Origin of the sequence: Enterococcus florum (genome assembly GCF_004309355.1) — a bacterium.
GTDB lineage: Bacteria > Bacillota > Bacilli > Lactobacillales > Enterococcaceae > Enterococcus_A > Enterococcus_A florum.
Window position 1 is genome coordinate 1 of sequence record NZ_BJCC01000009.1, and the last position, 23827, is coordinate 23827.

Sequence of the window (23827 nt, forward strand, 5' to 3'; positions counted from 1 at the left end):
AGAGTGTTTGACTACGGATCAAAAGGTTAGGGGTTCGACTCCTCTTGGGCGCGTTTCGGGAAGTAGCTCAGCTTGGTAGAGTACTTGGTTTGGGACCAAGGTGTCGCAGGTTCGAATCCTGTCTTCCCGATTATATTAAAAGTGATGGGGCCTTAGCTCAGCTGGGAGAGCGCCTGCTTTGCACGCAGGAGGTCAGCGGTTCGATCCCGCTAGGCTCCATTTTTAATATGAGTATTTTAATTACGCGGTGTAGCTCAGCTGGCTAGAGCGTCCGGTTCATACCCGGGAGGTCGGGGGTTCGATCCCCTCCGCCGCGATTTTTTCGAGCCAGGACCTTTAGCTCAGTTGGTTAGAGCAGACGGCTCATAACCGTCCGGTCGTAGGTTCGAGTCCTACAAGGTCCATTGTGACTCTTTTATGGAGGATTACCCAAGTCCGGCTGAAGGGAACGGTCTTGAAAACCGTCAGGCGGGTAAAACCGTGCAAGGGTTCGAATCCCTTATCCTCCTTTCGCAGCTATTTGTTTAAACAGATAGAGGCAAAAATACTATTATCGCGGGATGGAGCAGTCTGGTAGCTCGTCGGGCTCATAACCCGAAGGTCGTAGGTTCAAATCCTGCTCCCGCAATTGTAAAAACTAAAAAACTGGTTCCGTGGTGTAGGGGTTAACATGCCTGCCTGTCACGCAGGAGATCGCGGGTTCAAATCCCGTCGGGACCGCCACGCGGGTGTAGTTTAGTGGTAAAACCACAGCCTTCCAAGCTGTTGTCGCGAGTTCGATTCTCGTCACCCGCTTTAGTTTTTATGAGGGGCCTATAGCTCAGCTGGTTAGAGCGCACGCCTGATAAGCGTGAGGTCGATGGTTCGAGTCCATTTAGGCCCATTGGTACAATTTAGGCCCGTTGGTCAAGCGGTTAAGACACCGCCCTTTCACGGCGGTAACACGGGTTCGAATCCCGTACGGGTCACTTTTTTTATGGAGGATTACCCAAGTCCGGCTGAAGGGAACGGTCTTGAAAACCGTCAGGCGGGTAAAACCGTGCAAGGGTTCGAATCCCTTATCCTCCTTTCGCAGCTATTTGTTTAAACAGGTAGAGGCAAAAATACTATTATCGCGGGATGGAGCAGTCTGGTAGCTCGTCGGGCTCATAACCCGAAGGTCGTAGGTTCAAATCCTGCTCCCGCAATTGTAAAAACTAAAAAACTGGTTCCGTGGTGTAGGGGTTAACATGCCTGCCTGTCACGCAGGAGATCGCGGGTTCAAATCCCGTCGGGACCGCTTTTGGCTCGGTAGCTCAGTTGGTAGAGCAATGGATTGAAGCTCCATGTGTCGGCAGTTCGATTCTGTCCCGCGCCATATCACTGCTGCGGGTGTAGTTTAGTGGTAAAACCACAGCCTTCCAAGCTGTTGTCGCGAGTTCGATTCTCGTCACCCGCTTTAGTTTTTATGAGGGGCCTATAGCTCAGCTGGTTAGAGCGCACGCCTGATAAGCGTGAGGTCGATGGTTCGAGTCCATTTAGGCCCATTAAAAATCATTTTTGGTTTTTTGGGGAAGTACTCAAGTGGCTGAAGAGGCGCCCCTGCTAAGGGTGTAGGTCGGGAAACCGGCGCGAGGGTTCAAATCCCTCCTTCTCCGTTTTTTAATAAAGGCCCGTTGGTCAAGCGGTTAAGACACCGCCCTTTCACGGCGGTAACACGGGTTCGATTCCCGTACGGGTCATTGCTTAAAGAGATGATGGATCATCTCTTTTTTTGTGTTTTCGAGTTTAATCACGATAAAGTGTGACTTTCGCGCGTTTTCTGGTATAATCAGTTCGTTGCAGGTTCCCGATAGGCTCTGGAGGACTCCAGAGATGCCTTGTAACCGAATAAATATTAGGGGGAATAGGAAAAATGAAAGAACGTCGATTATTTACTTCTGAATCCGTTTCAGAAGGGCATCCGGATAAAGTGGCTGATCAAATCAGCGATGCGATCCTCGATGCGATTTTAGCAAAGGACCCACAAGCTCGTGTTGCTTGTGAGACTTCCGTTACTACTGGCTTAGTGTTAGTGTTTGGTGAAATATCTACGACTGCCTATGTAGATATTCAAAAAGTTGTTCGCAGTACGATCAAACAAATAGGTTATACTCGCTCAAAATTTGGATTTGACGGAGACAATGTCGCTGTGCTGGTCGCAATCGATGAGCAGTCTCCCGATATTGCTCAGGGTGTGGATCAAGCACTGGAGATTCGAGGTAAAGAGACGGACTTGGATGAAATTGGTGCTGGTGACCAAGGTTTGATGTTCGGCTTTGCGGTCAATGAAACGCCTGAGTTGATGCCGCTGCCGATTTCATTGAGTCACAAATTGGTCAAGCGACTTGCTGATTTGAGGAAATCTGAGGAAGTTGATTTTCTGCGACCTGATGCGAAATCTCAGGTAACCGTTGAGTACGATGAACAGGATAAACCATTGCGTGTGGACACGGTTGTTATCAGCACGCAGCATGCTGAATCAGCGGACAACGAAACCATTCGCAAAGTGGTGATGGATAAAGTGATTCGGGCGGTGATCCCTGCGGAGCTTTTGGATGAGAAAACCCGCTACTTTATCAATCCAACGGGCCGTTTCGTGATTGGCGGACCGCAAGGCGATGCTGGGTTAACGGGACGAAAAATTATTGTGGATACCTATGGCGGCTATTCACGTCATGGCGGCGGCGCTTTTTCAGGCAAAGACGCGACGAAGGTTGATCGATCTGCCTCTTACGCTGCCCGATACATCGCAAAAAATATTGTTGCAGCAGGTTTAGCAGACAAGGTAGAGGTGCAATTGGCGTATGCGATCGGCGTGGCTCAGCCTGTTTCGATTTCTATCAACACGTTTGAGACGGCTGAGGTTTCCGAAGAAAAATTGATCGAAGCAATTCGTGAACAGTTTGATCTGCGTCCTGCCGGAATCATCAAGATGCTGGATTTACAGCGGCCGATCTATCAACAAACGGCTGCCTACGGTCATTTTGGCCGAACAGATATTGAGCTTCCTTGGGAGAAGACGGATAAAGCAGAGGCTCTGAAAAAGAGTATACAGGGCTAATTGATCGGAGAGACGTTTTTTAGCGTCTCTTTTTTGCTTCACTGCAGGACCAACCACTGACGAGTGAATGTTTAGTATTGGTTGGCAAGAAACGAAAAAATGGTACACTTGAACAAAAGGAGGAACCGAAATGGCTTTTTTACAAGCGAGTGTCTATTCGAATGTCTTAGAAATGGAAGTTTCCATCAATTTTCTGCTTCCACAAACGACGCATAAAAAAATTGGGACGGAAACGACAGGGAAGTCAGAGGACGTGCCGGTATTGTATTTGCTGCATGGCATGGGGGGAAACCATAGCGTCTGGGCTCGTCGGACCTCGATCGAACGGTATGCGGCCAAATATCAGTTGGCTGTAGTGATGCCTTCGACTGATTTAGGTTTTTATACAGATACCACCTATGACATGAATTATTGGACATTTGTCGCAGAGGAACTGCCGATGATCGTACATGAGCTGTTTCCTCAGATCACGCATAAGCGAGAACAGACATTTGCTGCCGGTTTGTCGATGGGCGGATATGGAGCGATGAAATTAGGGTTAAAGAAACCAAACGATTTTGCGGCAATCGCTTCCTTGTCTGGGGCACTTTCTTTTGACAGTGTAGAAGGTCTGCTGGCTACACGAAAAGCAGCGTACTGGGAAGGAATCTTTGGACCTATCGGAGAAATCAAGGGCTCGAAAAATGATCCGCTGGTAATGCTTGAGGAACTTGTCAAAAGTAGTCAGCCGAAACCGCGCTTTTTCTTGGCCTGCGGGACAGAGGACTTCTTGTATCCGGCTAATCAGTATGTGGCGAAGAAGATGCAGGCTGTCTTACCAGCGGTTACTTTTGAGGAAGGGCCCGGCGAACACAATTGGGTCTTTTGGGATCAATGGATCCAACGTGCGTTAGAGTGGATGTTTGACGAAAATAGAGCAAAGACGGAGTAAATGCTCCGTCTTTGCTCTATTTTTTTTCTACACAAATCAAGATCGGCGGGTTGCCTCTTTGATTGATAAATTGATAGCTCAACACACTAAATTGTTCTTGAGGAAGTGTTTTGCAGTAATGGAGTACTTGATGCTTCTCTTTCTCTCCGCCATCGTGGCCATAATAGATGACGATTACCATTCTGCCACCAGCAGTTAACCGCTCAAGAATGGCCTCCATGGCGATCTGAGTCGTTTCCGGCAAAGTGATGATCTGCTTGTTGCTTTTCGGCAAGTAGCCTAGATTGAAAATAGCTGCTTGAATCGGCAGATCCACAGGGATCGTAGCGTCGATGGTTTGATGACCCGAGAGATGGAGAGTTGTACGATCTATTAAATCACCAAGTCTGTCTATGGTTGCTTGACGTGCTTGTTCTTGTACATCATAACCGTAGACATGGCCTGTTTCGCCTACTAATTCGGCAAGAAAGCGAGTGTCATAACCGTTGCCGATTGTGGCATCGATCACTTGGTCACCTTGCTGTACGACCTCCTGCAGCAAGGTATGGCTAAATTGTAAAGCGGTTTGCAGCATGCGTTTTCTCCCGTATATTGAATTTTCCCTGGTAGGAATCTCTGTGGAGCAATTCTTGATCGATGGCATTCAACACTTCCCATTTTTTGAGGCTCCACATTGGGCCCACCAGCGCATCCCAAGGGGCATCTCCTGTCAACCGATGGATGATGATCTCCTGAGGAATCATTTCCAGCTGGTCGCATACCACAGATACATAGTCCTGCTTGCTCATCAGCTGCAGCCGACCCTCGGCGTAATCTCTTAACATCTTTGTGTTTCGCATCAGATGAAGCAGATGAAGCTTGATGCCCTGAATGTCAGAATCTAGAAGGGTACGGCGAACATTCTCCCGCATCATGTCCAGTGATTCTCCAGGAAGGCCGTTGATCAAATGAGTGCAGACATTGATGTTATGCTGCCGCAGCCGGGCCACAGCATCGACATAGGTCGGATAATCATGGGCGCGATTGATTTGTTCACTGGTTTGTTCATAGGTGGTTTGCAGCCCTAGTTCGACCCACAAATACAAACGCTGATTCAATTCGGCCAAATAGTCGACGACCTCAGAAGGCAGACAGTCTGGACGTGTACCAACGGACAAGCCTACGACGCCAGGTAAATTGACCACTTGCTCGAAGCGTTCCCTGATGATTTCCACTGGGGCATGAGTATTAGTGAAATTTTGAAAATAGACGATGTACTGATCGACTGCCGGCCACTTCTGATGCATCATGTCGATTTCCTTTTGAAATTGAACCGGCAGTGCTTCGTTTGGCGCCACGATCATGTCGCCAGACCCAGAGACACTGCAAAAGGTGCAGCCGCCGTGTGCCACTGTTCCATCTCGATTTGGGCAGTCAAAGCCGCCATCGACCGGAACTTTAAAAATTTTTCCACCAAACTCCTGACGCAGAGCATAATTCCACGAATGATATCGTTTGGTGGGATCTTCTGAATATAAAAACATGGGTTCGCCTCGATTTATGATCTTTTTTTCTGAATTTGTTTCATGTCATAGACTAGCTTATACTGCCGGTAGTAAGGATATGTCAGCAACAGCCAGCTGCTCCCCAAAAGAAAGCCAGCCAGCACATCAGTTGGATAATGGACCCCTAAGTAGACCCGGCTGACACCGATAGCAAGGATCAAAAGACCTAGCAGTACTTGGAGGATCCTTCGTCCAGTCTTGTTTCCCACAAACAATTCCGCCACCAGTATCAACGTACCGAAAATCAACATGCTGGCAGTCGAATGGCCGCTAGGAAAACTAAAGCTGTGTTCTGTAACCATGTGAGGCAGGATCGTCGGTCTTGCACGGTGGAAAAACAGCTTCAACAGATGGTTGACAGCACCGCTGATCCCTGCCATGCTGATCGCAAACCAGAGTGCAGTAATCTTTTGCCGATTGAGCCAAAATAAAGTTAAAAATACAACAGTTAAAATGACGATTGTCAAAGGATTCGCAAATTTAGTGATCCACAGAAAAAAGCTGTTCATTCCAGGAGACAGGCGATGAACCGTCTCAATGACCGCTCGATCAAAGCCGGCAAGTGTATCGGGATAAAAGCGCAGAATATAAGCCAAAGCAGCAAATAAAAGCAAAGTAAAACTTCCAGCAGTCTGCATGTACAATTTATTCTTCATAATCGTTCCTTTCTAAACGCAATCTATTATATCATGTTGCCCGGTCAGCTCAATCTTTTTTGCGCATTCTTAAAGCGAATTAAATTGAATTTCCCGAATGAATCTGCTAAGATGAAACTACTTGAATATCGATGCAACGATGAGGAGTAGTAAAAGCTTTGGCATTTCAGAGAGCACACGGCAGCTGGGAGTGTGTATGCGAACCTTTGAACTTACCTTGGAGCAGGTCATTCGTGATCCGGCCAGACAGCCGTTATCTTTTTGAGGTCCGAGCGTTTCGGATAAAGATAGGTGGTACCACGTTGATAACGTCCTATAGGAGTGAAGTTCCTATAGGGCTTTTTTTCTTGAGGTTCTGCAGCAGCAGGGCTGTATCGCTGTTCAATGATAAACTGTATACAAATAACCGACATATAGGAGGAAAAAGAGTGAGTTACGATCATAAGGTGATTGAAAAAAGATGGCAAAAATATTGGGCAAAACACAACACCTTCAATACCCATGACGACCCAAACCAACCCAATTTTTATGCACTGGATATGTTTCCTTACCCATCTGGACAAGGGTTGCATGTAGGACACCCAGAGGGATATACCGCAACAGATATCATTTCCCGGATGAAACGCGCACAAGGGTTCAATGTGCTGCATCCAATGGGCTGGGATGCTTTTGGCCTGCCCGCAGAGCAATATGCGCTGGATACTGGGAATGACCCTGCGGAATTTACGAAAAAAAATATCGAAACCTTTAAGCGTCAAATCAATTCTTTAGGCTTCAGCTATGATTGGAATCGGGAGATCAATACGACAGATCCTGAATACTACAAATGGACACAATGGATCTTTGAACAAATGTACGAAAAAGGATTGGCTTACGAAGCCGAAGTACCAGTCAACTGGGTACCCGAGTTGGGAACCGTGATTTCAAACGAAGAAGTGATCGACGGCAAGAGCGAGCGTGGCGGGTACGATGTCGTGCGCAAACCGATGCGTCAGTGGATGTTGAAGATCACAGCCTATGCGGACCGTTTGCTGGATGACTTGGAAGAAGTCGACTGGCCGGAAAACATCAAAGAAATGCAGCGCAATTGGATCGGCCGCTCGATCGGTGCCAATGTGACCTTCAAGATCGCCAATCGTGAGGAAACATTCACGGTCTTCACAACACGTCCAGATACTTTGTTTGGAGCGACCTATGCAGTGATGGCTCCTGAATTAGGCTTAGTCCAAGAGATCACAACACCGGAACACAAGGCCGCTGTTGATGCCTATATCGAAGAGGCCGCTAAAAAATCTGAGTTGAACCGTACAGATCTGGCAAAGGAGAAAACCGGTGTCTTCACAGGCGCCTACGCAATTAATCCGGTGAACGGCAAAGAGATCCCGATTTGGATCGCGGATTACGTATTGTCATCCTATGGAACCGGAGCAATCATGGCGGTACCTGCCCATGATGAGCGCGATTATGAATTTGCGAAAACTTTTGGACTGGAGATCGTTCCAGTTTTGGCTGGCGGAGATGTTGAAAACGAAGCCTTCACTGGGGATGGGGAGCATATCAATTCTGATTTCTTGAATGGGTTGAATAAGCAAGACGGAATCGATAACATGGTCGCTTGGCTGGAAGAACACAATTGCGGTAAAAAGGAAGTTAGCTATCGATTGAGAGACTGGCTGTTCTCACGTCAGCGCTATTGGGGAGAACCGATCCCTGTGATTCATTGGGAAGATGGAACGACCGGATTGGTGCCAGATTACGAGTTGCCGTTGGTCTTGCCGAAAACCGAAAACATTCAACCTAGCGGAACCGGCGAATCTCCACTTGCCAATATCGATGAATGGGTTAACGTGGTCGATCCAAAGACGGGGATGAAGGGTCGCCGTGAAACCAATACGATGCCGCAATGGGCTGGAAGCTCTTGGTATTTCTTGCGCTTTATCGATCCGCACAACAAAGAAACGTTGGCGGATTTTGAGAAATTGGAACGCTGGATGCCAGTCGATCTTTATATCGGCGGTGCGGAACATGCCGTCTTGCATTTGCTTTATGCTCGCTTCTGGCATAAGTTCCTCTATGATATCGGCGTAGTACCAACGAAGGAACCCTTCCAAAAGCTGTACAATCAAGGGATGATCTTGGGGCAAAGCTACCGTGATAGTCGAGGAGCTCTCGTTCCGACAAACATGGTAGAAAAACGGGATGGCGGCTGGTTCAACGTCGAAACGGGCGAAGAATTAGAAGAAGGACCGGCAAAAATGAGCAAGTCCTTAAAGAATGTCATCAATCCAGATGACGTGATCCAAAAATATGGTGCCGATACCTTGCGGACCTATGAAATGTTTATGGGCCCTCTGGATGCAGCGATTCCTTGGAGCGAAAGCGGGCTGGAGGGCAGCCGGAAGTTCTTGGATCGTGTTTGGCGCCTGATCGTGGATCAAGATGGAAAAATGCGTGACCATATCACGACCTTCAATGATGGCAAGCTGACGAAGGTTTATAACCAGACCGTGAAGAAAGTGACTGAAGATATTGAAAATCTGCACTTTAACACAGCCATTTCCCAGCTGATGGTCTTCGTCAATGAAGCCTACAAGGTTGATGCACTGACGTATGAATACATTGAAGGATTTGTCCAATTACTGGCACCGATCGCACCGCATCTTGGTGAAGAGCTGTGGCAGATCCTAGGGCATGAAGAAAGCATTTCTTATGTTGCGTGGCCAGTCTATGATGAAGCAGCTCTAGTTGAAAATGAAATTGAAGTCATCCTGCAAGTCAACGGCAAAGTCCGTTCGAAGGCGATCGTTCCAATCGATCTAGCTAAAGAAGAGATGGAAAAGATTGCTATGGCGGATGAACTGATCCAACGCAATATCGACGGAAAAACGGTTCGCAAGGTGATCGTTGTTCCAAATAAATTGGTCAACATCGTGGCGAATTAAAAGGATTGTCCGTTTGAAAGTCTTGAAAACCAGGTATTGGTTTTCAAGGCTTTTTTTGTTGATTAGGCAAAGAAACTTAGCTAATTAGGATCTGCCGGATGACCTATTTGTTAAGAACATAATTAGGTATGCCTAAATTAAATAGTTGACTTTCTTTTTATTTTAGGTTAGCCTAAAAATATAAAAAGGATAGGCTGTATAATTTTAAAGAGGTGAACTACATGATTGAATGTAAACAATTAAGTGTCTCCTACAACAACCAAGTCGTTGCTTTGAAGGATATTGATTTCGTATTAGAAGGTCCAACCATCACAGGAATCATTGGTCCCAATGGTGCTGGAAAGTCGACCCTGCTGAAGGCCATTTTGTCGGTCATTCCACACAAGGGAGCTACACTGATCGATGGACAGCCCTCTGAGAAAGTCTTATCGTCGATTGCTTACGTGGAGCAAAAGAGTGCGATCGATTTTACTTTCCCGATCACGGTCAAGGAGTGTGTCTCTTTAGGGACGTACCCAGCAGTCGGTTTATTCAAACGACTAAAAAAGAAAAATTGGCAGGATGTCGCTCACGCGCTGGAGCAGGTGGGACTGTCTGACTACAGTAATCGCCAAATTAGTGAATTGTCTGGCGGACAATTCCAGCGTGTTTTGGTAGCCCGCTGCCTTGTCCAGCAAGCAGAGTATATTTTTCTGGATGAACCCTTTGTAGGGATTGATTCTGTCAGTGAGGGAATCATCATGCAAACCTTGCAGCAATTGAAGGCAGAAGGAAAGACGATATTGATCGTTCATCATGATTTAGGACGTGTGGAGCAATACTTTGACCAGGTGATCTTACTGAACAAACAGCTGATTGCAGCGGGAAAAACAAGAGAGACCTTCTGCAAGCGGAATTTGATTCATGCGTACGGCGAAACGATTTTTATTGGACAAGATGCCGAATCTGCCTTTCAAAGCGGACCGTTTCAGGAAAAGCTGCGGAATACAGAACAGGCGATGTAATTCGTGAGATAGGAGGAATGACATGTTAAGCAACTTTATACAGGGATTGCAAGAGTTTCATTTCTTGCAAAATGCCCTGATCACTGCATTGGTGATTGGAATCATTTCCGGTATAGTAGGCTGTTTTATCATTTTAAGAGGAATGTCTTTGATGGGCGATGCGATCTCACATGCTGTTTTACCCGGAGTGGCCATTTCGTATATTTTAGGAATCAACTTTTTTATTGGCGCAATCACATTCGGTATTTTTGCCTCAATATTGATCACCTTTATCAAGAGCAACAGTGTCGTTAAGGGAGACACGGCGATCGGAATCACCTTCAGTTCGTTTTTGGCGCTGGGGGTCATATTGATCGGAGTAGCCAATAGTTCAACGGACCTGTTTCATATTTTGTTTGGGAATATTTTGGCCGTTCAGGATCTCGACAAATGGATCACGATCGGTGTGTCTGTCGTTGTATTGGCAGTGATTCTCCTCTTTTTCAAGGAACTGCTGATTACTTCTTTTGATCCTCTCATGGCCAAGGCGCTGGGGATGAAAGTCAATTTTTACCATTATTTGTTAATGATCTTACTGACGCTGGTAGCTGTGACTGCGATGCAAAGTGTGGGAACGATCTTGATTGTTGCCCTGTTAATTACGCCGGCAGCAACGGCCTACTTGTATACCAACAGCTTGAAAGCCATGATGATTTTATCTGCGGCTTTAGGCGCACTTTCTTCCTTGGTTGGGTTGTTTATCGGCTACACCTACAACCTTGCTGTAGGGTCATCGATCGTGTTGACAGCGACCAGCTTTTTTATCATCAGCTTTTTTGTTTCACCGAAACAACATTTTTTAAGAAGGAAGGTTGTAAATCAATGAAAAAAATAATTCAAGGAGCTCTTTTTGCAGGTCTCGCTTTGTTTGGATTAGCGGCTTGTTCTACTAATTCCGCTTCTAATGATGCGGAGGATGAGAGACTGCAAGTGGTTGTTACCAATTCGATTTTGGCTGACATGACCGAAACGATTGGGCAAGATCGTATCAACTTGCACAGCATCGTGCCAGTCGGGAAAAATCCGCATGAGTATGAACCTTTGCCAGAGGATATTCAAAAGACGACACAAGCAGATGTGATTTTTTACAATGGCATCAATTTGGAAACTGGCGGGAATGCTTGGTTTACGAAATTGGTCAACAATGCCGACAAGAAAAAAGACCAAGACTATTTTGCTGCCAGCGACGGCGTGGACGTGATCTACTTGGAAGGCCAAACGGAAGCTGGAAAAGAAGATCCCCATGCGTGGCTGAATCTGGAGAACGGGATCATCTATGCACAGAATATCGAGAAGCAGTTGTCTGCTAAAGATCCGGACAATGCAGCGTTTTATCAAGAAAATCTAGCGGACTATGTAGAGAAACTAAGCAAACTAGATGCCGAAGCCAAGGAGAAATTTGCAGCGATCCCAGAAGAGAAAAAGCGAATCGTGACCAGTGAAGGCAGCTTCAAGTATTTCTCTGCTGCCTATGGTATTCCCAGCGACTACATTTGGGAGATCAACACGGAAGAAGAAGGTACCCCTGATCAAATCAAGCATTTGGTGCAGGAGTTGAGAGACAGTGAAGTTCCTGCCTTATTTGTCGAAAGCAGTGTCAATGAACGACCGATGCAGTCGGTTTCTAAAGACACCGGCATTCCGATCTATTCAACCGTCTTTACAGACTCTGTTGCTGAAGAAGGTGAAGAGGGCGACAGCTACTATGCGATGATGAAATGGAATTTAGACAATATCGCAGAAGGGTTGTCTCAATAAGTCTTTTGAACCACTCTCGAACTCGGCTGTTCAACTGAAGAAGCGGCACGCTCTCCTAGATAGAGGGCGTGCCGCTTTTTGTCGTGAGTTGAATCAATGAGAGGCTAGATACTGTTGAACGATAGCATAATCGCCTTCGTAAGGCAGATCTTCTCCATTGACGGTCATGTACGTGTCTGTCCCTTTGCCGGCTAAGACGATGGCATCCTTTGGACCAGCTTGGGCCAATAAGGTTTCGATCGCATGCTTTCGATCGAAATCATAGCTGACGCTTACGTGATCATTGTTGATGGCTGCGTGGATTTCTTCAGCAATTTTTTTCGGATCCTCGAAGTTCGAATCATCGATTGTCAAAACAGCAGCGTCGGCATATTCGCCGATCGCTTGGCCCAGACCTTCACGCCGAGACTCTGCTTTGTTTCCAGTGGAACCTGTCACAACGGTCACCGTCCCATCAGGATGGTTATCTTTGGCAAAAGAGAGGATGCTCTTCATGCTCAAGTAATTATGAGCATAATCGACGTAAATGTGTGCCCCGTTCTCTTTCAGCAGCAGATTCATGCGGCCAGGGACCAAGGCTTCTTTCAATCCAGTTTGGATGCTGACAGGATCAGCACCGACCAGTCTGCTGGCCAGTAAAGCTGCCGCAGCATTCTCCTGATTGAAATGGCCGGCCAAACGTATTTCATATTTCTCAACCGCTTTTTCGGAAGCCTTCGTATCAGACAAGCAGAATTGCAAAGGATGTTCCAACGTTTCTACAAAATAATCTGCTCCAGCATTTCCGTAAGTGGTGACTGGAATGTTGTGAGTCAACGCAATTTCCAGCAATAAATCCAAATGATCGGTCTCATTTTGGATGATCAGCTGTTTGGAATGCGTGATCAATTGTCGCTTGCAATAAAAATAGTCTTCAAAGGTCGGATGCTCGATCGGCCCGATATGATCGGGAGAGATATTTAAGAAGATGCCAACATCGAACAACAGCTTGTAGACTCGCTCGACCTTGTATGCCTGAGAAGAAACTTCCATGACCAAGTGAGTCATACCATTTTGGACGGCTTGATGCATCATTTCATAAAGCTCCAGTGATTCAGGTGTCGTCAGTTTTGACTTAAAAAAGTTCACTCCGTCCACGGTTGTTTGGACAGTCGAGAACATGGCTGTTTTATGGGTTGTCGCCCGCTCCAGGATTTCTTTGACAAAATAAGCGGTTGTGGTTTTTCCTTTAGTCCCCGTGATACCGATAATCTGCAGCTTTTCCTGCGGGTAATCGTAAAAGGCCATACTCAGCACTGCCAATGTCCGTCGAATATCGTGGACAATGATCGCTAAATCTGCATCGACCTCAAAAGGCTGTTCAGCGATATACACGTGCAAGCCTTGTTCCAGAGCTTGTTCCAAATAGCTTTGTTTAAAGTGATTGCCTTTGCAAAAGAACAAGGTGTCAGCATCAGCCTTTCGGGAATCGTAAGACAGCTGAGAGAATTCTTTTTCAAAAGGCGCGGTCAACGACCATTTTGCCGGGGTGATGAATTCTCTTAATAAGTGTTCCTGTTCAAGCAGGCTTTGGATTTGTGATAAAGTTAATGTCATGGACGGACCTCCGTTACAATCTGATCTAGGCTATTATAGCATAGCCAAAGTGTGCCTGTCGGAAAAAAGAGATTGTCACGAGACAGATTTCCTTTTACAATGAAAACAAATGCTGATAAAGAAAGCAGGATCATATGGATTATCGAAGAAAGCCGCTCCAAATGAAGGATACGCATCATGAAAAGTTGATTCAAGGCTCTTCCTGGTTGTCTGTAGGAAGCGTTTTTTCACGTTTTATGGGACTTCTCGTGCTCATCCCTTGGTATGCCTGGATGGAAGAACGAGGAAATGCAGCCAATGGATTGATCCAGATGGCTTATACAGTACTGACCTTATTTATGCTGCTATCAACGATGGGATTGCCCAATGCCGTTGCTAAGCAGGTCGCCAAGTACCGCTCGATCAGTGAATATCAGGTCGCTCACCGTTTGTTTGTTCGAGGGATACAGGCCAGTGTCGGGCTAGGTATCGTTTTCAGTGCATTATTGCTTTTCTTAGCGCCACTGTTTGCGGAAGCCGCCGGAGCTGGACCAGCATTGGCATCCACGATTCGTTGGATGAGTCCAACTATGGCACTTTTTCCCTGCATCAGTGTTATCCGAGGGTACGCTCAAGGCAATAACGACCAGCCGCTGCTCAGTTTCTCTTCTGTCGTAGACAAACTGCTGCAGTCGCTTTATTGGGTCATCAGCGCTTTTACAATCTTGAAAGTTTTTACCGGCGATTTCTTAACAGCAGTTCATCAGGCAGCGTTTGCTTCATTTATCGGATTATTAGGCAGTTTGGTGGTTTTGCTGCTGTATTTGAAAAAGGATCGGGAAAAAGTAGAAGTGCAGCTGCCTATCAGTTTAAATAAAGTAGAGATTTCTACAGGAGAGCTGCTGCTGGAGGCCTTAAAAGAAGCAATTCCTTGCATGCTGCTTAGTATCAGTGTGTTTGTGTATCCGTTGATCGACCAATTGACCTTTATTCGAACGATGGCAGCACATACCAACTATAGTGCGGATCAGCTGATGACACTTTTCGCGCTGTTTCGGGCAAATACCGAACCATTCGTTCTGCTTCTCGCTGCGGTGGTCAGTACAATAGGACTGAAAAAGATTCCGTTGCTGACAAAACGTGCGGCCAACAAGCAGTTTCCAGAAGCGACCCGTCTAGTCAGCAATGCCCTGCAGCGAAGCTTTTACGTACTGGTTCCATTGGGCAGCTGGATGATTTTATTGGCTTACCCGCTGAATACCTTTTTGTATCAAGCAAATCCGTTGGGCAGTCGAGTGCTGATCGAAGCACTGCTGATGGCGGCGGCGTTAAGTCTTTTTATCGTCACATCGGTCTTGATGCAAAGTTTTGGTCAAATGGCACTAGCTGTTTATTTTACGCTGGCTGGTTTGGTATTAAAAGGCATTCTGCAGCTGCCGTTGATTGAGCTTTTAGAGATTTACGGTCCCCATAGTGCCTCGATCATCGGCCTGAGCTTGTCCTGTGCGTTGTCCTTTTGGAAAATCAAAAAAGAAGCACGCATCAACTACAAGCTGGTTTTGCGACGGCTGCTGCTGATCAGTGTGATCACCGTACTGATCGCGGCGCTCACATTTCTAGTCAAACAAATCTGCTATCTCTGGCTGGACCCGGCAAATCGTTGGCAGGCCTTCAGTATTTGTCTGATTACCGCGGCAATGGCCAGTGGGATGTATGGCTTTTTGACGTTGAAGATTCGAATGGTCGATAAACTGGTTGGAACGAACAAAGCACAAAAATGGCGACGATTGCTTCATATCAAATAGGAAAAACGAGACATTGTTGAAGAAAAACATGTCTCGTTTTTTCATGAAATGATCCATTTTCTTTAGTGAAATCGATTAAAACGACAATCTATATTTCATTTTTTTTACAAGAATATGAAAATATTGCGAAGTTTGAAAGCGCATATAAAACCGTCGTTTTAATCAAAACCCTTATGCATCAACGTTTAGATAGATTTTGAAAGTGTCATGACAGTATTTCTTTTGTTACATTTTCACATCGGATTGTAACGAAATGTCATGGGATTTTTACCCATGAAACATGAAAGCATGATAAAGTTACTTTCGTAGTTGAAAAGACGCAGAAACCTATTTGGAGGAACAAAACATAATGAAACTAGGAAAAACTTTTTTATTTAGTTCACTATTGGCAGCAGGTACTGGATTAGCTTTCGGTGCAACGGATGCACACGCAGCTGAAAAGTACACTGTAGAAGCAGGCGACACGTTATCAAAGATCTCTCACAAATTTGTTGGAGACAACAGCCTAATTAAGGTTATTGCTAAAGACAACAACATCGAAGACATCGATAAAATCTATGCTGGTCAAGAGTTGACGATCGATAAAGAAGGAAAAGTTGAAGCAGCACCTGTTCAAGAAGCAGCACCCGTTGAACAAGTACAACCAGCTCCAGCGGCTCCAGTTGAAGAAGTAGCTCCAAAAGCTGCAGAAACAGCGCCCGTTGAACAAGCGGCACCTGTTCAAGAAGCAGCACCGGTTGCAGAACAACCAGCACAACCTGTCCAACAAGCGCCAGCTGCGGAACAACCAGCAGCACCTGCTTATCAAGCACCTGTTGGCTCATCTGCAAAAGAATGGATTGCGCAAAAAGAATCAGGCGGTTCTTACTCAGCAACAAACGGTCAATACATCGGACGTTACCAATTAAGCGCTGCGTATTTAAACGGTGATTACTCACCAGAAAACCAAGAACGTGTAGCAGATCAATATGTATCTTCTCGTTACGGTTCATGGGAAGCAGCTCAATCATTCTGGTTGTCAAACGGCTGGTATTAAAATTAACATTTTCGAGACTCTGCAAAGGGTCTCTTTTTTATGCAGTATCTAATAAAACAAAAAAAGGAGCTCAGGCTCCTTTTTGCGTCTCTTCGAAGTAATCATCGATTCGTTGTTTGATCGCGGGATAATCCTTTTGAAAGAGAAGCATCATTGGCAAAATCAGGTAGTTGCCGGCATTTTTTTCGCTCCAATGTTTAAACCGTTCAGGGATAACCAGCAAATCGGGTTCTTCTTCCATAGTTGTCGGGTCGAAGGAAAGATCGTAGTACGGTGACAATTCTTCTTTTAATTGTTTAATCAACTGCACTTGTCCAAAGTTTCCACCATAAGGAGAAGCGTTGACCCAATTCAATCCTTGACTGACGTACATGACAAAACAAACCTTTTTCATTCGTTTTCGCTCCTTTTCCGAGGGGTGATAGACCTCTTCTGATTTGCGCTGGAAAAAGAAATCAAGGATGGAACGTTTTTGTGTTTCGGTAGCCTCTTCAAGGCCTAATAAGTGATCGACACTGGTCTCAAAGAGCTGGCTCATTCCCACCAGCAATTCTAAATCAGGATAGCTCTTATCCAACTCCCACTTGGACACTGTCTGGCGGGAAATTTTCAGCTGTTCTGCCAGTTCTTGTTGGGTAAGCCCTTTTTACGCACTGTTTTTGATTTCCGTTCCTAGTGCTACCTTCATTGTATCTCATCCTCTTGAAAAAAAGCTAGTTGATTTGATGAACCAATTCGTTGCTTCCCATTAGGATTGGCGCAACGGAGCGTTGCTTACCACAAACTAGGCTGTGCGATTACCTGGATCGTTTCTTTTGTAAAGGGGTGAACGAGCTGCAATTCAAACGCATGCAGCATCAAACGCCCGGAAGCCTTTTGACTATAAAGGGGGTCGCCTGCTAGCGGGTGCCCGATGCTGGCTAAGTGGACACGTATTTGATGCGTTCGTCCCGTCTCTAATCGACAAAAAACTGCGGTGCTTTTTCCCAAGTGTTTTGCCACAGTCACATGGGTGACGGCAGCCTTGCCATGTTTCTGATCGATCCGCCGTTTGCGGCGATCATGCCGATCCCGTCCTATTTTTTTGGTGATCGTGTGGTCAGTGTTCAATTCTCCGTGTACGACCGCCTGATAGCGGCGAAAAATCGTTTTTTGCTCCAGCATTCGGCCTAAAATGGGCAGGACGAAGGGGTTTTTTGCGAACAGGATCGCCCCGCTGGTTTCTTTGTCTAATCGGTGGACAACGTGCGGCTCTGCCGAAGGGGCCAAATAAGCAGCTAGATGATTCAGCAGCGTATCCTTTTCATCAGGCTGATTGGGATGGGTCTTCATTCCAGCAGGCTTATTGACGATGATCAGATGCTCGTCTTCGTAAAGCACCGCTATTTGTCTTGGATCACCAGACAAGATTTGGCGCACCGGATAATCAGTTGCTTCTAAAATCACAGTGATTTGGTCATTTCCTTGAACCAGCTCTTGGAAATGACGAGGCTGTCCGTTAACTAAGAGCCCTTTTCGAGTACGAATAAAATGGCGTACCTTTCGAGGCACCAGCCAGTCTTCCTCCAATAACTCTTTCACCGTTTTCGCTGGTGCATCAGCAGGGAGGGTCATTGTAAACTTCATCATTTTCACTTCCTAGAAGCTTATTGTAACAGGTTTGACTAAAAAGCAAAAAGCTTTTTTGACTGCCTGTGCGTTTGCTGGGCTGCAATGTGCGAATTAACAGATATTTAAGAAAAAAATCAGGTTTTCCTTGAGAAGTCATGCTAGAATATGGCAAACTGTTATCGGTCTAGAGCCCTAAGCATGATTGACGGGACTGTGATACACTAGGTCTGATTTAAAAAGAATGGAGATCAGAAAATGGATTTTCAAGAATTATGGCGCAAGATCAAAACGAATCTTGTAAAATTCTGGACATGGGTCAAACCTTATTTGATTCGATTTCACCATGCCCGAAAACGCGTTTGGAAAAAATACCATATCAATAAAATTTTGCTGCTGTTGACGTTAGTGGCCGTATTAGTGATGAGCATTTATCTTTATATTTTAGCAAAATCGGTCAATGTGGAAACCCTGCAGGCGAGCTTGAAGCAATCAACAGAAGTCTATGATCAGAAAAACGAAAAAGCGGGAACACTGTTCGGCCAGAAGGGAACGTATGTAGAGGGAGAACAAATTTCTCCTTATCTCAAAGATGCGGTAGTCTCTACAGAGGATCGCCGCTTTTATGAGCATCATGGCTTTGATATCAAAGGAATCGCCCGTGCTGCTCTAGGACGGGTCGTCCGAGGCCGCATTACTGGCGGCGGAAGTACCATCACGCAGCAGTTGGCAAAAAATGCGTATCTTAGTCTTGATCAGACCTTGGAACGGAAAGCCAAAGAGCTGTTCATGGCGATCGAAATCGAAAAGAAATACAGCAAAGACGAAATTTTGACCATGTATTTAAACAATGCGTATTTTGGTAATGGGGTCTGGGGTGTACAAGATGCGGCACACAAATATTTTGGTGCTGATGCCAGTCAAGTGACCCTAGGCGAGGCCGCTACGATCGCAGGTATGCTGAAAGGCCCAAGCATCTATAATCCTATCGATAACTTGGAGAACGCGACCAATCGCCGAAATACCGTATTGAGTGTCATGGTCGACAATGGAAAGATTGACCAGGCACAGGAGCAGCAGGAAGCACAGGTGGACTTAGGTTCATTGCTGAATGATACGTATTCATCTGGCGATGCGGGCTACAAGTATCCCTTCTACTTTGATGCGGTCATTGATGAAGCGGTGGATCGGTATGGACTGGATGAAAAGGATCTGCTGAACAGAGGCTACAAGATCTATACGTCCTTGAACCAAGTGTATCAGCAGCAAATGGAAGCTGTTTATACCAATAATTATAATTTCCCTGAGAATGCTGCCGATGGTGAAATGCCGCAATCCGCTTCTGTTGCGTTGAATCCTAAAACAGGAGGTGTTGAAGCCTTGGTGGGTCGTCGTGGGGAGCATGTATTCCGCGGGTTCAACTTTGCAACACAGATGCAGCGTTCGCCAGGTTCGACGATGAAGCCGTTGAGTGTGTATGCACCTGCACTGGAATCCGGCTATAAACCGGACAGTATTTTACAGGATACGCCGCAGTCCTACTACGAAGCGAAGAACTATGATGGGACTTACCAGGGGGAAGTACCGATGTATCAAGCTGTTGCCCAAAGCTTGAACTTGCCAGCAGTATGGCTGCTGCATGAGATCGGATTGAACAAAGGCTTCAATAAAGCTCAGGATTTCGGTATTCCACTCGAAAAATCAGATAAATACTATGGTCTTGCATTGGGCGGTCTGGAAAAGGGAACTTCGCCAATGCAAATGGCTGCTGCTTACGGTGCCTTTGCCAATGAAGGACGAGTCTATCAGCCGCATCTTATTACGAAGATCATCGACTCCACAGGGGCAGTCATCAAAGACAACAGCAACCCTAAATACGAACAGGTCATCTCAAAAGAAGTGGCAGACAGCATGACCAGTATGCTGCTGGGGACCTTCTCGAACGGAACGGCTGTACCTGCTGCTCCTTACGGATACACTATGGCAGGGAAAACCGGAACGACAGAAACCAACTTCGATGCTAGTAAGGTCAATGACCAATGGATCGTGGGGTATACACCCAATATCGTGATCTCTACCTGGTTAGGCTTTGAAGAAACCAGTGAGAGCCATTATTTGAGCGGGACCAGCGGGGAAGAGGTTGGACAGGTCTTCAAGGCGGAGGCGGAGGCGATCCTGCCGAACGTTCAACAGTCTTCCTTCAATGTCGCGGATGCTTATGCAACTGGCGGACAGGTCGTAGCTGCAGATGAATTCGGACAGACCGATGAGCAGGAGCAGTGGCAAGAAGAGTTGAAGAAAATCGGAGATAAAGCCAGTGAGGGCCTGAACGGGTTTGGTGAAAAGGCCAAGGAAGGACTGCAGCAATTTGGTGAAAAAGCCAAAGAAGGACTCAATCGATTAAGAGATCGGCTGCAGCAAGGAAATTAAGCTTTGAACTCGTTTTCAAACGTGTTACAATGAAGCAGTAACTTTATAGAAAAAGAGGGATATCAATGGCAAACAACATCTACGACACAGCAAATGGTTTAGAACGTGAAGTTCGCCAATTACCAGAATTCCAAGCTTTGGAAGAAGCTTTTGCGGAATTAAAGAAAAACGAAACAGCGTATGCTTTGTTTAAGGATTTCCAAGCGTTCCAGCAAAGCCTGCAAGAAAAACAAATGCGCGGTGAAGACTTTTCAGATGAAGACGCGGATAAAGCGCAAGACTTAGCAACAAAGGTTCAACAAGAAGCAGCCATCAATGAACTGATGTCTAAGGAACAACAATTCAGTACGATCATCAACGATCTGAACCGGATCATCATGGCGCCAATACGTGAATTATACGAAGGCTAATCGAATTCAGAGTCCAGCAGGCAGTCTCTTGTCTGTTGGGCTTTTTTTCTTTTATAGACAACGGCCTATTGCTTTCTTTGTCTAGAGATGGTACAAACAAGCTAATAACTCAAAGGAGAAAAGATATGAGGATCGATGATATTTTTGAGTGCTTGACTCAGTTTCACCAAGAGTATCCGTTAGGAAGCAAAACGCTCGTGGGGTGTACGGTCAAGGAGATCTGTCTAAAGACCGGCTATACCCGAACGGCCGTCAGTGAGGATCTGACCAAGTTGACGAGAGAGCAAAAAGTCGTCAAAATAAAATCTCGACCGGTGCTGTACTTTTCGAGAGAGGAACTGGAAAGGGTTTTCCTGCACGCACCCCAAGTAGATGAGTACAAATCATTGGAGACACTTCAGCAGGAGTTGGCACAGGCGGCAGAAAGGCAGCAGCGTCATTTGCGTGATTCCAAATTAAATCCTTTTTCCAAGGTGATCGGGCATGACGGGAGTCTGAAGGATTGTATCAAGAAACTGAAGGCCGCTGTCCTGTATCCGCCTAAGGGCTTGAATATCATGCTGACAGGAGAATCCGGTGTGGGGAAAACCTTGCTGGCTGAGCACTTGCATCAATTTTACGAAGCCAAGACACAGCAAAAAGTCCCCTTTATTTATTTCAACTGTGCCGAGTATTTCAATAATCCGGAGCTCTTGACTTCGCATCTTTTCGGATACAAGAAAGGCAGCTTCACAGGAGCAGACAACGACCATCAAGGGCTGGTGGAGTTGGCTGATGGCGGATTCTTTTTTCTCGATGAAGTTCATCGACTGACTAGTGAAGGGCAGGAGAAACTGTTTACCTTGCTGGATAAAGGGTACTTTACGCGCATGGGAGAGGCTGAAAAACAACGGCATGTTGCCATCAAATTTATCTTTGCGACGACCGAGGAATTAGAAAAGACGTTTTTGAAGACCTTTTTACGAAGGATTCCTGTTACGTTGGCGATTCCGAGTCTGGAGGAACGGTCGATCAAGGAAAAAATCCAATTGATCCTGACCTTTTTTCTAGAAGAAAGTCAAGGCATCCAAAAGGATCTATTTCTTTCGTACGATGCATTGAAACATCTTACTTTTTCCAATTACCGTGCCAATGTGGGAGAATTGAAATCGGAGATCCAGTTTATTTGCGCTCAGGCCTACTTAGATGCGATCGATATCGAAACAACTCGATTGTCAGTCGAGCTGCCGTCAGAAAACTTTGATGAGAACGACGTGAACACAAAAGACTTGGTAGTCTTTAATGAGTTTGTTCCCAGCAAGGGCATCACCATCCACTACGATTATTTCTATTCTAGTATTGATCAGCTGATGAAGATCGAGGACAAGCAAAATGATCGATTTTACAATTTTCTGCTGAAAGAGTACGCGGATTTGAAGAAGGTCAATATTTCCGCCAAAGATGCGGTAGCGATGATGCAGAACAAGGTCGATCAGCTTTACGACATGGACCTCTTCAATCAGCCGAGTGAAGAGCTGCTCGATGAACAGTTTTATCTGCAAGTAAATGAAGTGCTGCAGTATATCGAACAAGAGGTAGCGATATTTGTCCCAGATAAGCTGAAGGATGTGTTGGCCGCGCATGTGTATTCGAGCATTTTCTATTCCGCTCAGATTAATCAGGATTTTTTTGATCTGACGAAGAACATGTTTTCCGGTAAGATCGAAAATTATCAGCTGGCAGAACGGATCGTACGCTTTATCGAGCAGCATTTTGGTCTGCAGCTGCCGAATACCGAGATCATTTTTTATGATTTGTTTATTCGAAGGTTGAAATCCAATGATCGACGCTATGAGCTGGATGAGAAATGCGGGATCATCGTGGTTGCCCACGGGAGTGCCACCGCCTCAAGCATGGTAGAGTACACCAATGTGCTGTTTTCTACCAGTCTGATGCGTTCTGTCAACATGCCGATCAACCAATCAGTGGAGGAAACCCTGGATAAGGTCCGTTTTCTTGTTCAGAAAAACCAGTACAGCAAATTGATCCTGATGGTGGATATTGGCTCTTTGGTTTATTTTGGCAATGTGCTCAGCAAAGAATTTCAGATGGAGGTATTGCTGATCAGCAACATCAATCTATTAAGCTTGCTGGAGGTTGCCAGAGAAGTCATTTACGATTCGACCGATTTTGACTATTTGCTGCCTGTATTAAAGGAGAAAAATCATAAGGCGTTGATTTGCCGCAAAGGCAATTTTGAAGATTCTAAGGTATTGATCATTTCATGTTTGACTGGGTTGGGAACAGCTTTAAAAATCGAGCGGCTGCTGTTAAACACCTTCCCGCAGGAATTGTTGACCAATGTTCGAATCATGACTTTGGAGAAAAAGGAGCTGGAGGATATTGAGCGGCTTCACTCCTTCGTTCATGAGGATGAGAAGCTGGTGGGGATCATTGGTACGGTGAAGACGGAGATTCCCGATATACCGTTTGTTTCCTTAGACAATCTGCTTTCTGATCAGGGGATCAAGCTGGTTTTCCAAATGCTGGGGTTCGATCTGACACAAGAGAAAAACCAAGCAGTACTGCAAAAGGTTTCGGCTAAGTATATTCAAGGGTTGTCGATCGAAGCGATCACGGATCTCTTAACGATCCTTAATCCGAAGAGCATCACGATTGAGCTGTCAAAAATTTATTCCGACATCTGTCTGCAGACGAAGACAAAAAGCGATGAAAAACGCTTGCTGCGCTTTATTATCCATTGTGCTTGTATGATCGAACGACAGATTCAACACCCGGAGTATGACCATACCTCCTATGAACTGTCATATCGTGAGCTGCCGGAGATGGCATCTGTCATAAAAATGGCCTTCCGACCGATCGAAGTGTCATACAATGTCATCATTCCGCCGCTGGAAATGAAATATATCTATGAACTGTTGTTTGAGGTCAATGTATAAATCCGATGAAATAGCCCTTTTTGAGGGGGCTATTTTTTTGGCACAGTAGTTGCTTTATAAAAGGATGA

At 45.7% G+C, this 23827-nt stretch carries 16 protein-coding genes, 18 tRNA genes, 1 pseudogene, 1 riboswitch and 1 other annotated feature; of the genes and pseudogenes, 29 read left to right on the forward strand and 6 right to left on the reverse strand.

Going from position 1 to position 23827, the window contains the following annotated elements:
• The first annotated feature begins 56 nt into the window (after nucleotides 1-56).
• The 20 genes from NRIC_RS05035 (at nucleotide 57) to NRIC_RS05130 (ending at nucleotide 4013) form a co-directional block, all read left to right on the forward strand.
• Nucleotides 57-130, forward strand: a tRNA-Pro gene (locus NRIC_RS05035).
• A gap of 16 nt (nucleotides 131-146) precedes the next feature.
• Nucleotides 147-219 (forward strand) — tRNA-Ala (locus NRIC_RS05040).
• Nucleotides 220-243: 24 nt separating this feature from the next.
• Nucleotides 244-317: transfer RNA gene (locus NRIC_RS05045), tRNA-Met, on the forward strand.
• Between the two features lie 13 nt (nucleotides 318-330).
• Nucleotides 331-404 (forward strand) — tRNA-Ile (locus tag NRIC_RS05050).
• A gap of 15 nt (nucleotides 405-419) precedes the next feature.
• Nucleotides 420-509, forward strand: a tRNA-Ser gene (locus NRIC_RS05055).
• Between the two features lie 45 nt (nucleotides 510-554).
• A tRNA-Met gene (locus NRIC_RS05060) sits at nucleotides 555-628 on the forward strand.
• Between the two features lie 19 nt (nucleotides 629-647).
• Nucleotides 648-723: transfer RNA gene (locus tag NRIC_RS05065), tRNA-Asp, on the forward strand.
• 1 nt (nucleotide 724) lies between these two features.
• A tRNA-Gly gene (locus NRIC_RS05070) sits at nucleotides 725-795 on the forward strand.
• Nucleotides 796-809: 14 nt separating this feature from the next.
• Nucleotides 810-883, forward strand: a tRNA-Ile gene (locus NRIC_RS05075).
• Nucleotides 884-896: 13 nt separating this feature from the next.
• Nucleotides 897-968: transfer RNA gene (locus NRIC_RS05080), tRNA-Glu, on the forward strand.
• Between the two features lie 10 nt (nucleotides 969-978).
• Nucleotides 979-1068 (forward strand) — tRNA-Ser (locus NRIC_RS05085).
• 45 nt (nucleotides 1069-1113) lie between these two features.
• Nucleotides 1114-1187 (forward strand) — tRNA-Met (locus NRIC_RS05090).
• 19 nt (nucleotides 1188-1206) lie between these two features.
• Nucleotides 1207-1279: transfer RNA gene (locus NRIC_RS05095), tRNA-Asp, on the forward strand.
• A 5-nt stretch (nucleotides 1280-1284) separates the two neighbouring features.
• A tRNA-Phe gene (locus NRIC_RS05100) sits at nucleotides 1285-1357 on the forward strand.
• Nucleotides 1358-1367: 10 nt separating this feature from the next.
• Nucleotides 1368-1438, forward strand: a tRNA-Gly gene (locus tag NRIC_RS05105).
• A 14-nt stretch (nucleotides 1439-1452) separates the two neighbouring features.
• Nucleotides 1453-1526, forward strand: a tRNA-Ile gene (locus NRIC_RS05110).
• 23 nt (nucleotides 1527-1549) lie between these two features.
• Nucleotides 1550-1637: transfer RNA gene (locus NRIC_RS05115), tRNA-Ser, on the forward strand.
• Between the two features lie 12 nt (nucleotides 1638-1649).
• Nucleotides 1650-1721 (forward strand) — tRNA-Glu (locus NRIC_RS05120).
• Between the two features lie 92 nt (nucleotides 1722-1813).
• Nucleotides 1814-1897: riboswitch (SMK box riboswitch) on the forward strand.
• Nucleotides 1895-3082: a methionine adenosyltransferase gene (gene metK, locus NRIC_RS05125; protein ID WP_146621623.1), complete on the forward strand. Its 1188-nt coding sequence runs from the start codon at nucleotides 1895-1897 to the stop codon at nucleotides 3080-3082. It overlaps the preceding riboswitch by 3 nt.
• Nucleotides 3083-3212: 130 nt before the next feature.
• Nucleotides 3213-4013 carry an alpha/beta hydrolase gene (locus tag NRIC_RS05130; RefSeq protein WP_146621624.1) on the forward strand — a complete coding sequence of 267 codons (801 nt, stop codon included), beginning with the start codon at nucleotides 3213-3215 and terminating at the stop codon, nucleotides 4011-4013.
• A 16-nt stretch (nucleotides 4014-4029) separates the two neighbouring features.
• Here NRIC_RS05130 and mnmM read toward each other — a convergent pair whose 3' ends face one another.
• Genes mnmM through NRIC_RS05145 form a run of 3 tightly spaced genes read right to left on the reverse strand, consistent with a single transcriptional unit; the run spans nucleotide 4030 to nucleotide 6213 of the window.
• Nucleotides 4030-4587, reverse strand: a complete 558-nt coding sequence (gene mnmM, locus NRIC_RS05135; protein ID WP_146621625.1) for a tRNA 5-(aminomethyl)-2-thiouridylate-methyltransferase MnmM — start codon at nucleotides 4585-4587, stop codon at nucleotides 4030-4032.
• Nucleotides 4562-5536, reverse strand: coding sequence for a tRNA modification radical SAM protein MnmL/YtqA (mnmL, locus tag NRIC_RS05140; RefSeq protein ID WP_146621626.1), 975 nt, complete (start codon nucleotides 5534-5536; stop codon nucleotides 4562-4564). The genes mnmM and mnmL overlap by 26 nt, the downstream gene beginning before the upstream one ends.
• A gap of 14 nt (nucleotides 5537-5550) precedes the next feature.
• Nucleotides 5551-6213, reverse strand: coding sequence for a phosphatase PAP2 family protein (locus NRIC_RS05145; RefSeq protein WP_146621627.1), 663 nt, complete (start codon nucleotides 6211-6213; stop codon nucleotides 5551-5553).
• A 127-nt stretch (nucleotides 6214-6340) separates the two neighbouring features.
• Nucleotides 6341-6532: a binding site (T-box leader), on the forward strand.
• Nucleotides 6533-6641: 109 nt separating this feature from the next.
• Between NRIC_RS05145 and leuS the strand changes: the two genes are divergently transcribed.
• The 4 genes from leuS (at nucleotide 6642) to NRIC_RS05165 (ending at nucleotide 11956) form a co-directional block, all read left to right on the forward strand.
• The gene (gene leuS / locus NRIC_RS05150) at nucleotides 6642-9155 is read left to right on the forward strand and encodes a leucine--tRNA ligase (protein ID WP_146621628.1); all 2514 of its coding nucleotides are present in this window, start codon (nucleotides 6642-6644) and stop codon (nucleotides 9153-9155) included.
• A 221-nt stretch (nucleotides 9156-9376) separates the two neighbouring features.
• On the forward strand, nucleotides 9377-10159 hold the full coding sequence (locus NRIC_RS05155) for a metal ABC transporter ATP-binding protein (protein ID WP_146621629.1): 783 nt from the start codon (nucleotides 9377-9379) through the stop codon (nucleotides 10157-10159).
• Nucleotides 10160-10181: 22 nt separating this feature from the next.
• A complete protein-coding gene (locus NRIC_RS05160) occupies nucleotides 10182-11024 on the forward strand; it encodes a metal ABC transporter permease (RefSeq protein WP_146621630.1) in 843 nt (280 codons plus the stop codon).
• Nucleotides 11021-11956, forward strand: coding sequence for a metal ABC transporter substrate-binding protein (locus NRIC_RS05165; protein ID WP_146621631.1), 936 nt, complete (start codon nucleotides 11021-11023; stop codon nucleotides 11954-11956). Before NRIC_RS05160 ends, NRIC_RS05165 begins: the two co-directional genes overlap by 4 nt.
• Before the next feature lie 93 nt (nucleotides 11957-12049).
• Here the strand turns inward: NRIC_RS05165 and NRIC_RS05170 are convergent, their stop codons facing one another.
• Nucleotides 12050-13552 carry a UDP-N-acetylmuramoyl-L-alanyl-D-glutamate--L-lysine ligase gene (locus NRIC_RS05170; protein WP_146621632.1) on the reverse strand — a complete coding sequence of 501 codons (1503 nt, stop codon included), beginning with the start codon at nucleotides 13550-13552 and terminating at the stop codon, nucleotides 12050-12052.
• Nucleotides 13553-13686: 134 nt separating this feature from the next.
• Between NRIC_RS05170 and NRIC_RS05175 the strand changes: the two genes are divergently transcribed.
• Nucleotides 13687-15336: an oligosaccharide flippase family protein gene (locus NRIC_RS05175; RefSeq protein WP_146621633.1), complete on the forward strand. Its 1650-nt coding sequence runs from the start codon at nucleotides 13687-13689 to the stop codon at nucleotides 15334-15336.
• Nucleotides 15337-15685: 349 nt separating this feature from the next.
• Nucleotides 15686-16372: an aggregation-promoting factor gene (gene apf / locus NRIC_RS05180; RefSeq protein WP_146621634.1), complete on the forward strand. Its 687-nt coding sequence runs from the start codon at nucleotides 15686-15688 to the stop codon at nucleotides 16370-16372.
• A gap of 70 nt (nucleotides 16373-16442) precedes the next feature.
• On the opposite strand, the pseudogene NRIC_RS05185 reads toward apf, so the two are convergent.
• Both NRIC_RS05185 and NRIC_RS05190 read right to left on the reverse strand, forming a co-directional pair.
• Nucleotides 16443-17006, reverse strand: a pseudogene (locus NRIC_RS05185) (helix-turn-helix transcriptional regulator); the annotation flags it as partial.
• A 140-nt stretch (nucleotides 17007-17146) separates the two neighbouring features.
• Entirely contained in the window at nucleotides 17147-17998 is an 852-nt protein-coding gene (locus NRIC_RS05190; RefSeq protein WP_146621796.1) for an RluA family pseudouridine synthase, read from the reverse strand.
• A 240-nt stretch (nucleotides 17999-18238) separates the two neighbouring features.
• Here NRIC_RS05190 and NRIC_RS05195 point away from each other — a divergent pair, with 240 nt between their 5' ends.
• From NRIC_RS05195 to NRIC_RS05205, 3 genes are all read left to right on the forward strand, one after another.
• Nucleotides 18239-20410 carry a PBP1A family penicillin-binding protein gene (locus tag NRIC_RS05195; RefSeq protein ID WP_146621636.1) on the forward strand — a complete coding sequence of 724 codons (2172 nt, stop codon included), beginning with the start codon at nucleotides 18239-18241 and terminating at the stop codon, nucleotides 20408-20410.
• A 65-nt stretch (nucleotides 20411-20475) separates the two neighbouring features.
• A complete protein-coding gene (locus NRIC_RS05200; protein ID WP_146621637.1) occupies nucleotides 20476-20820 on the forward strand; it encodes a YlbF/YmcA family competence regulator in 345 nt (114 codons plus the stop codon).
• Nucleotides 20821-20945: 125 nt separating this feature from the next.
• Nucleotides 20946-23759 (forward strand): sigma 54-interacting transcriptional regulator, encoded by a 2814-nt coding sequence (locus NRIC_RS05205; RefSeq protein ID WP_146621638.1) that lies wholly within the window; start codon nucleotides 20946-20948, stop codon nucleotides 23757-23759.
• Nucleotides 23760-23827: the final 68 nt, after the last annotated feature.

What these genes read in the sequence shown, in the direction of transcription:
- NRIC_RS05145 (WP_146621627.1), bottom strand. Translation starts at nt 6,213, where the DNA reads ATGAAGAATAAATTGTACATGCAGACTGCTGGAAGTTTTACTTTGCTT.
- mnmM (WP_146621625.1), bottom strand. Translation starts at nt 4,587, where the DNA reads ATGCTGCAAACCGCTTTACAATTTAGCCATACCTTGCTGCAGGAGGTC.
- NRIC_RS05170 (WP_146621632.1), bottom strand. Translation starts at nt 13,552, where the DNA reads ATGACATTAACTTTATCACAAATCCAAAGCCTGCTTGAACAGGAACAC.
- NRIC_RS05195 (WP_146621636.1), top strand. Translation starts at nt 18,239, where the DNA reads ATGGATTTTCAAGAATTATGGCGCAAGATCAAAACGAATCTTGTAAAA.
- NRIC_RS05160 (WP_146621630.1), top strand. Translation starts at nt 10,182, where the DNA reads ATGTTAAGCAACTTTATACAGGGATTGCAAGAGTTTCATTTCTTGCAA.
- NRIC_RS05130 (WP_146621624.1), top strand. Translation starts at nt 3,213, where the DNA reads ATGGCTTTTTTACAAGCGAGTGTCTATTCGAATGTCTTAGAAATGGAA.
- NRIC_RS05155 (WP_146621629.1), top strand. Translation starts at nt 9,377, where the DNA reads ATGATTGAATGTAAACAATTAAGTGTCTCCTACAACAACCAAGTCGTT.
- NRIC_RS05165 (WP_146621631.1), top strand. Translation starts at nt 11,021, where the DNA reads ATGAAAAAAATAATTCAAGGAGCTCTTTTTGCAGGTCTCGCTTTGTTT.
- metK (WP_146621623.1), top strand. Translation starts at nt 1,895, where the DNA reads ATGAAAGAACGTCGATTATTTACTTCTGAATCCGTTTCAGAAGGGCAT.
- NRIC_RS05190 (WP_146621796.1), bottom strand. Translation starts at nt 17,998, where the DNA reads ATGAAGTTTACAATGACCCTCCCTGCTGATGCACCAGCGAAAACGGTG.
- apf (WP_146621634.1), top strand. Translation starts at nt 15,686, where the DNA reads ATGAAACTAGGAAAAACTTTTTTATTTAGTTCACTATTGGCAGCAGGT.
- NRIC_RS05205 (WP_146621638.1), top strand. Translation starts at nt 20,946, where the DNA reads ATGAGGATCGATGATATTTTTGAGTGCTTGACTCAGTTTCACCAAGAG.
- NRIC_RS05200 (WP_146621637.1), top strand. Translation starts at nt 20,476, where the DNA reads ATGGCAAACAACATCTACGACACAGCAAATGGTTTAGAACGTGAAGTT.
- mnmL (WP_146621626.1), bottom strand. Translation starts at nt 5,536, where the DNA reads ATGTTTTTATATTCAGAAGATCCCACCAAACGATATCATTCGTGGAAT.
- NRIC_RS05175 (WP_146621633.1), top strand. Translation starts at nt 13,687, where the DNA reads ATGGATTATCGAAGAAAGCCGCTCCAAATGAAGGATACGCATCATGAA.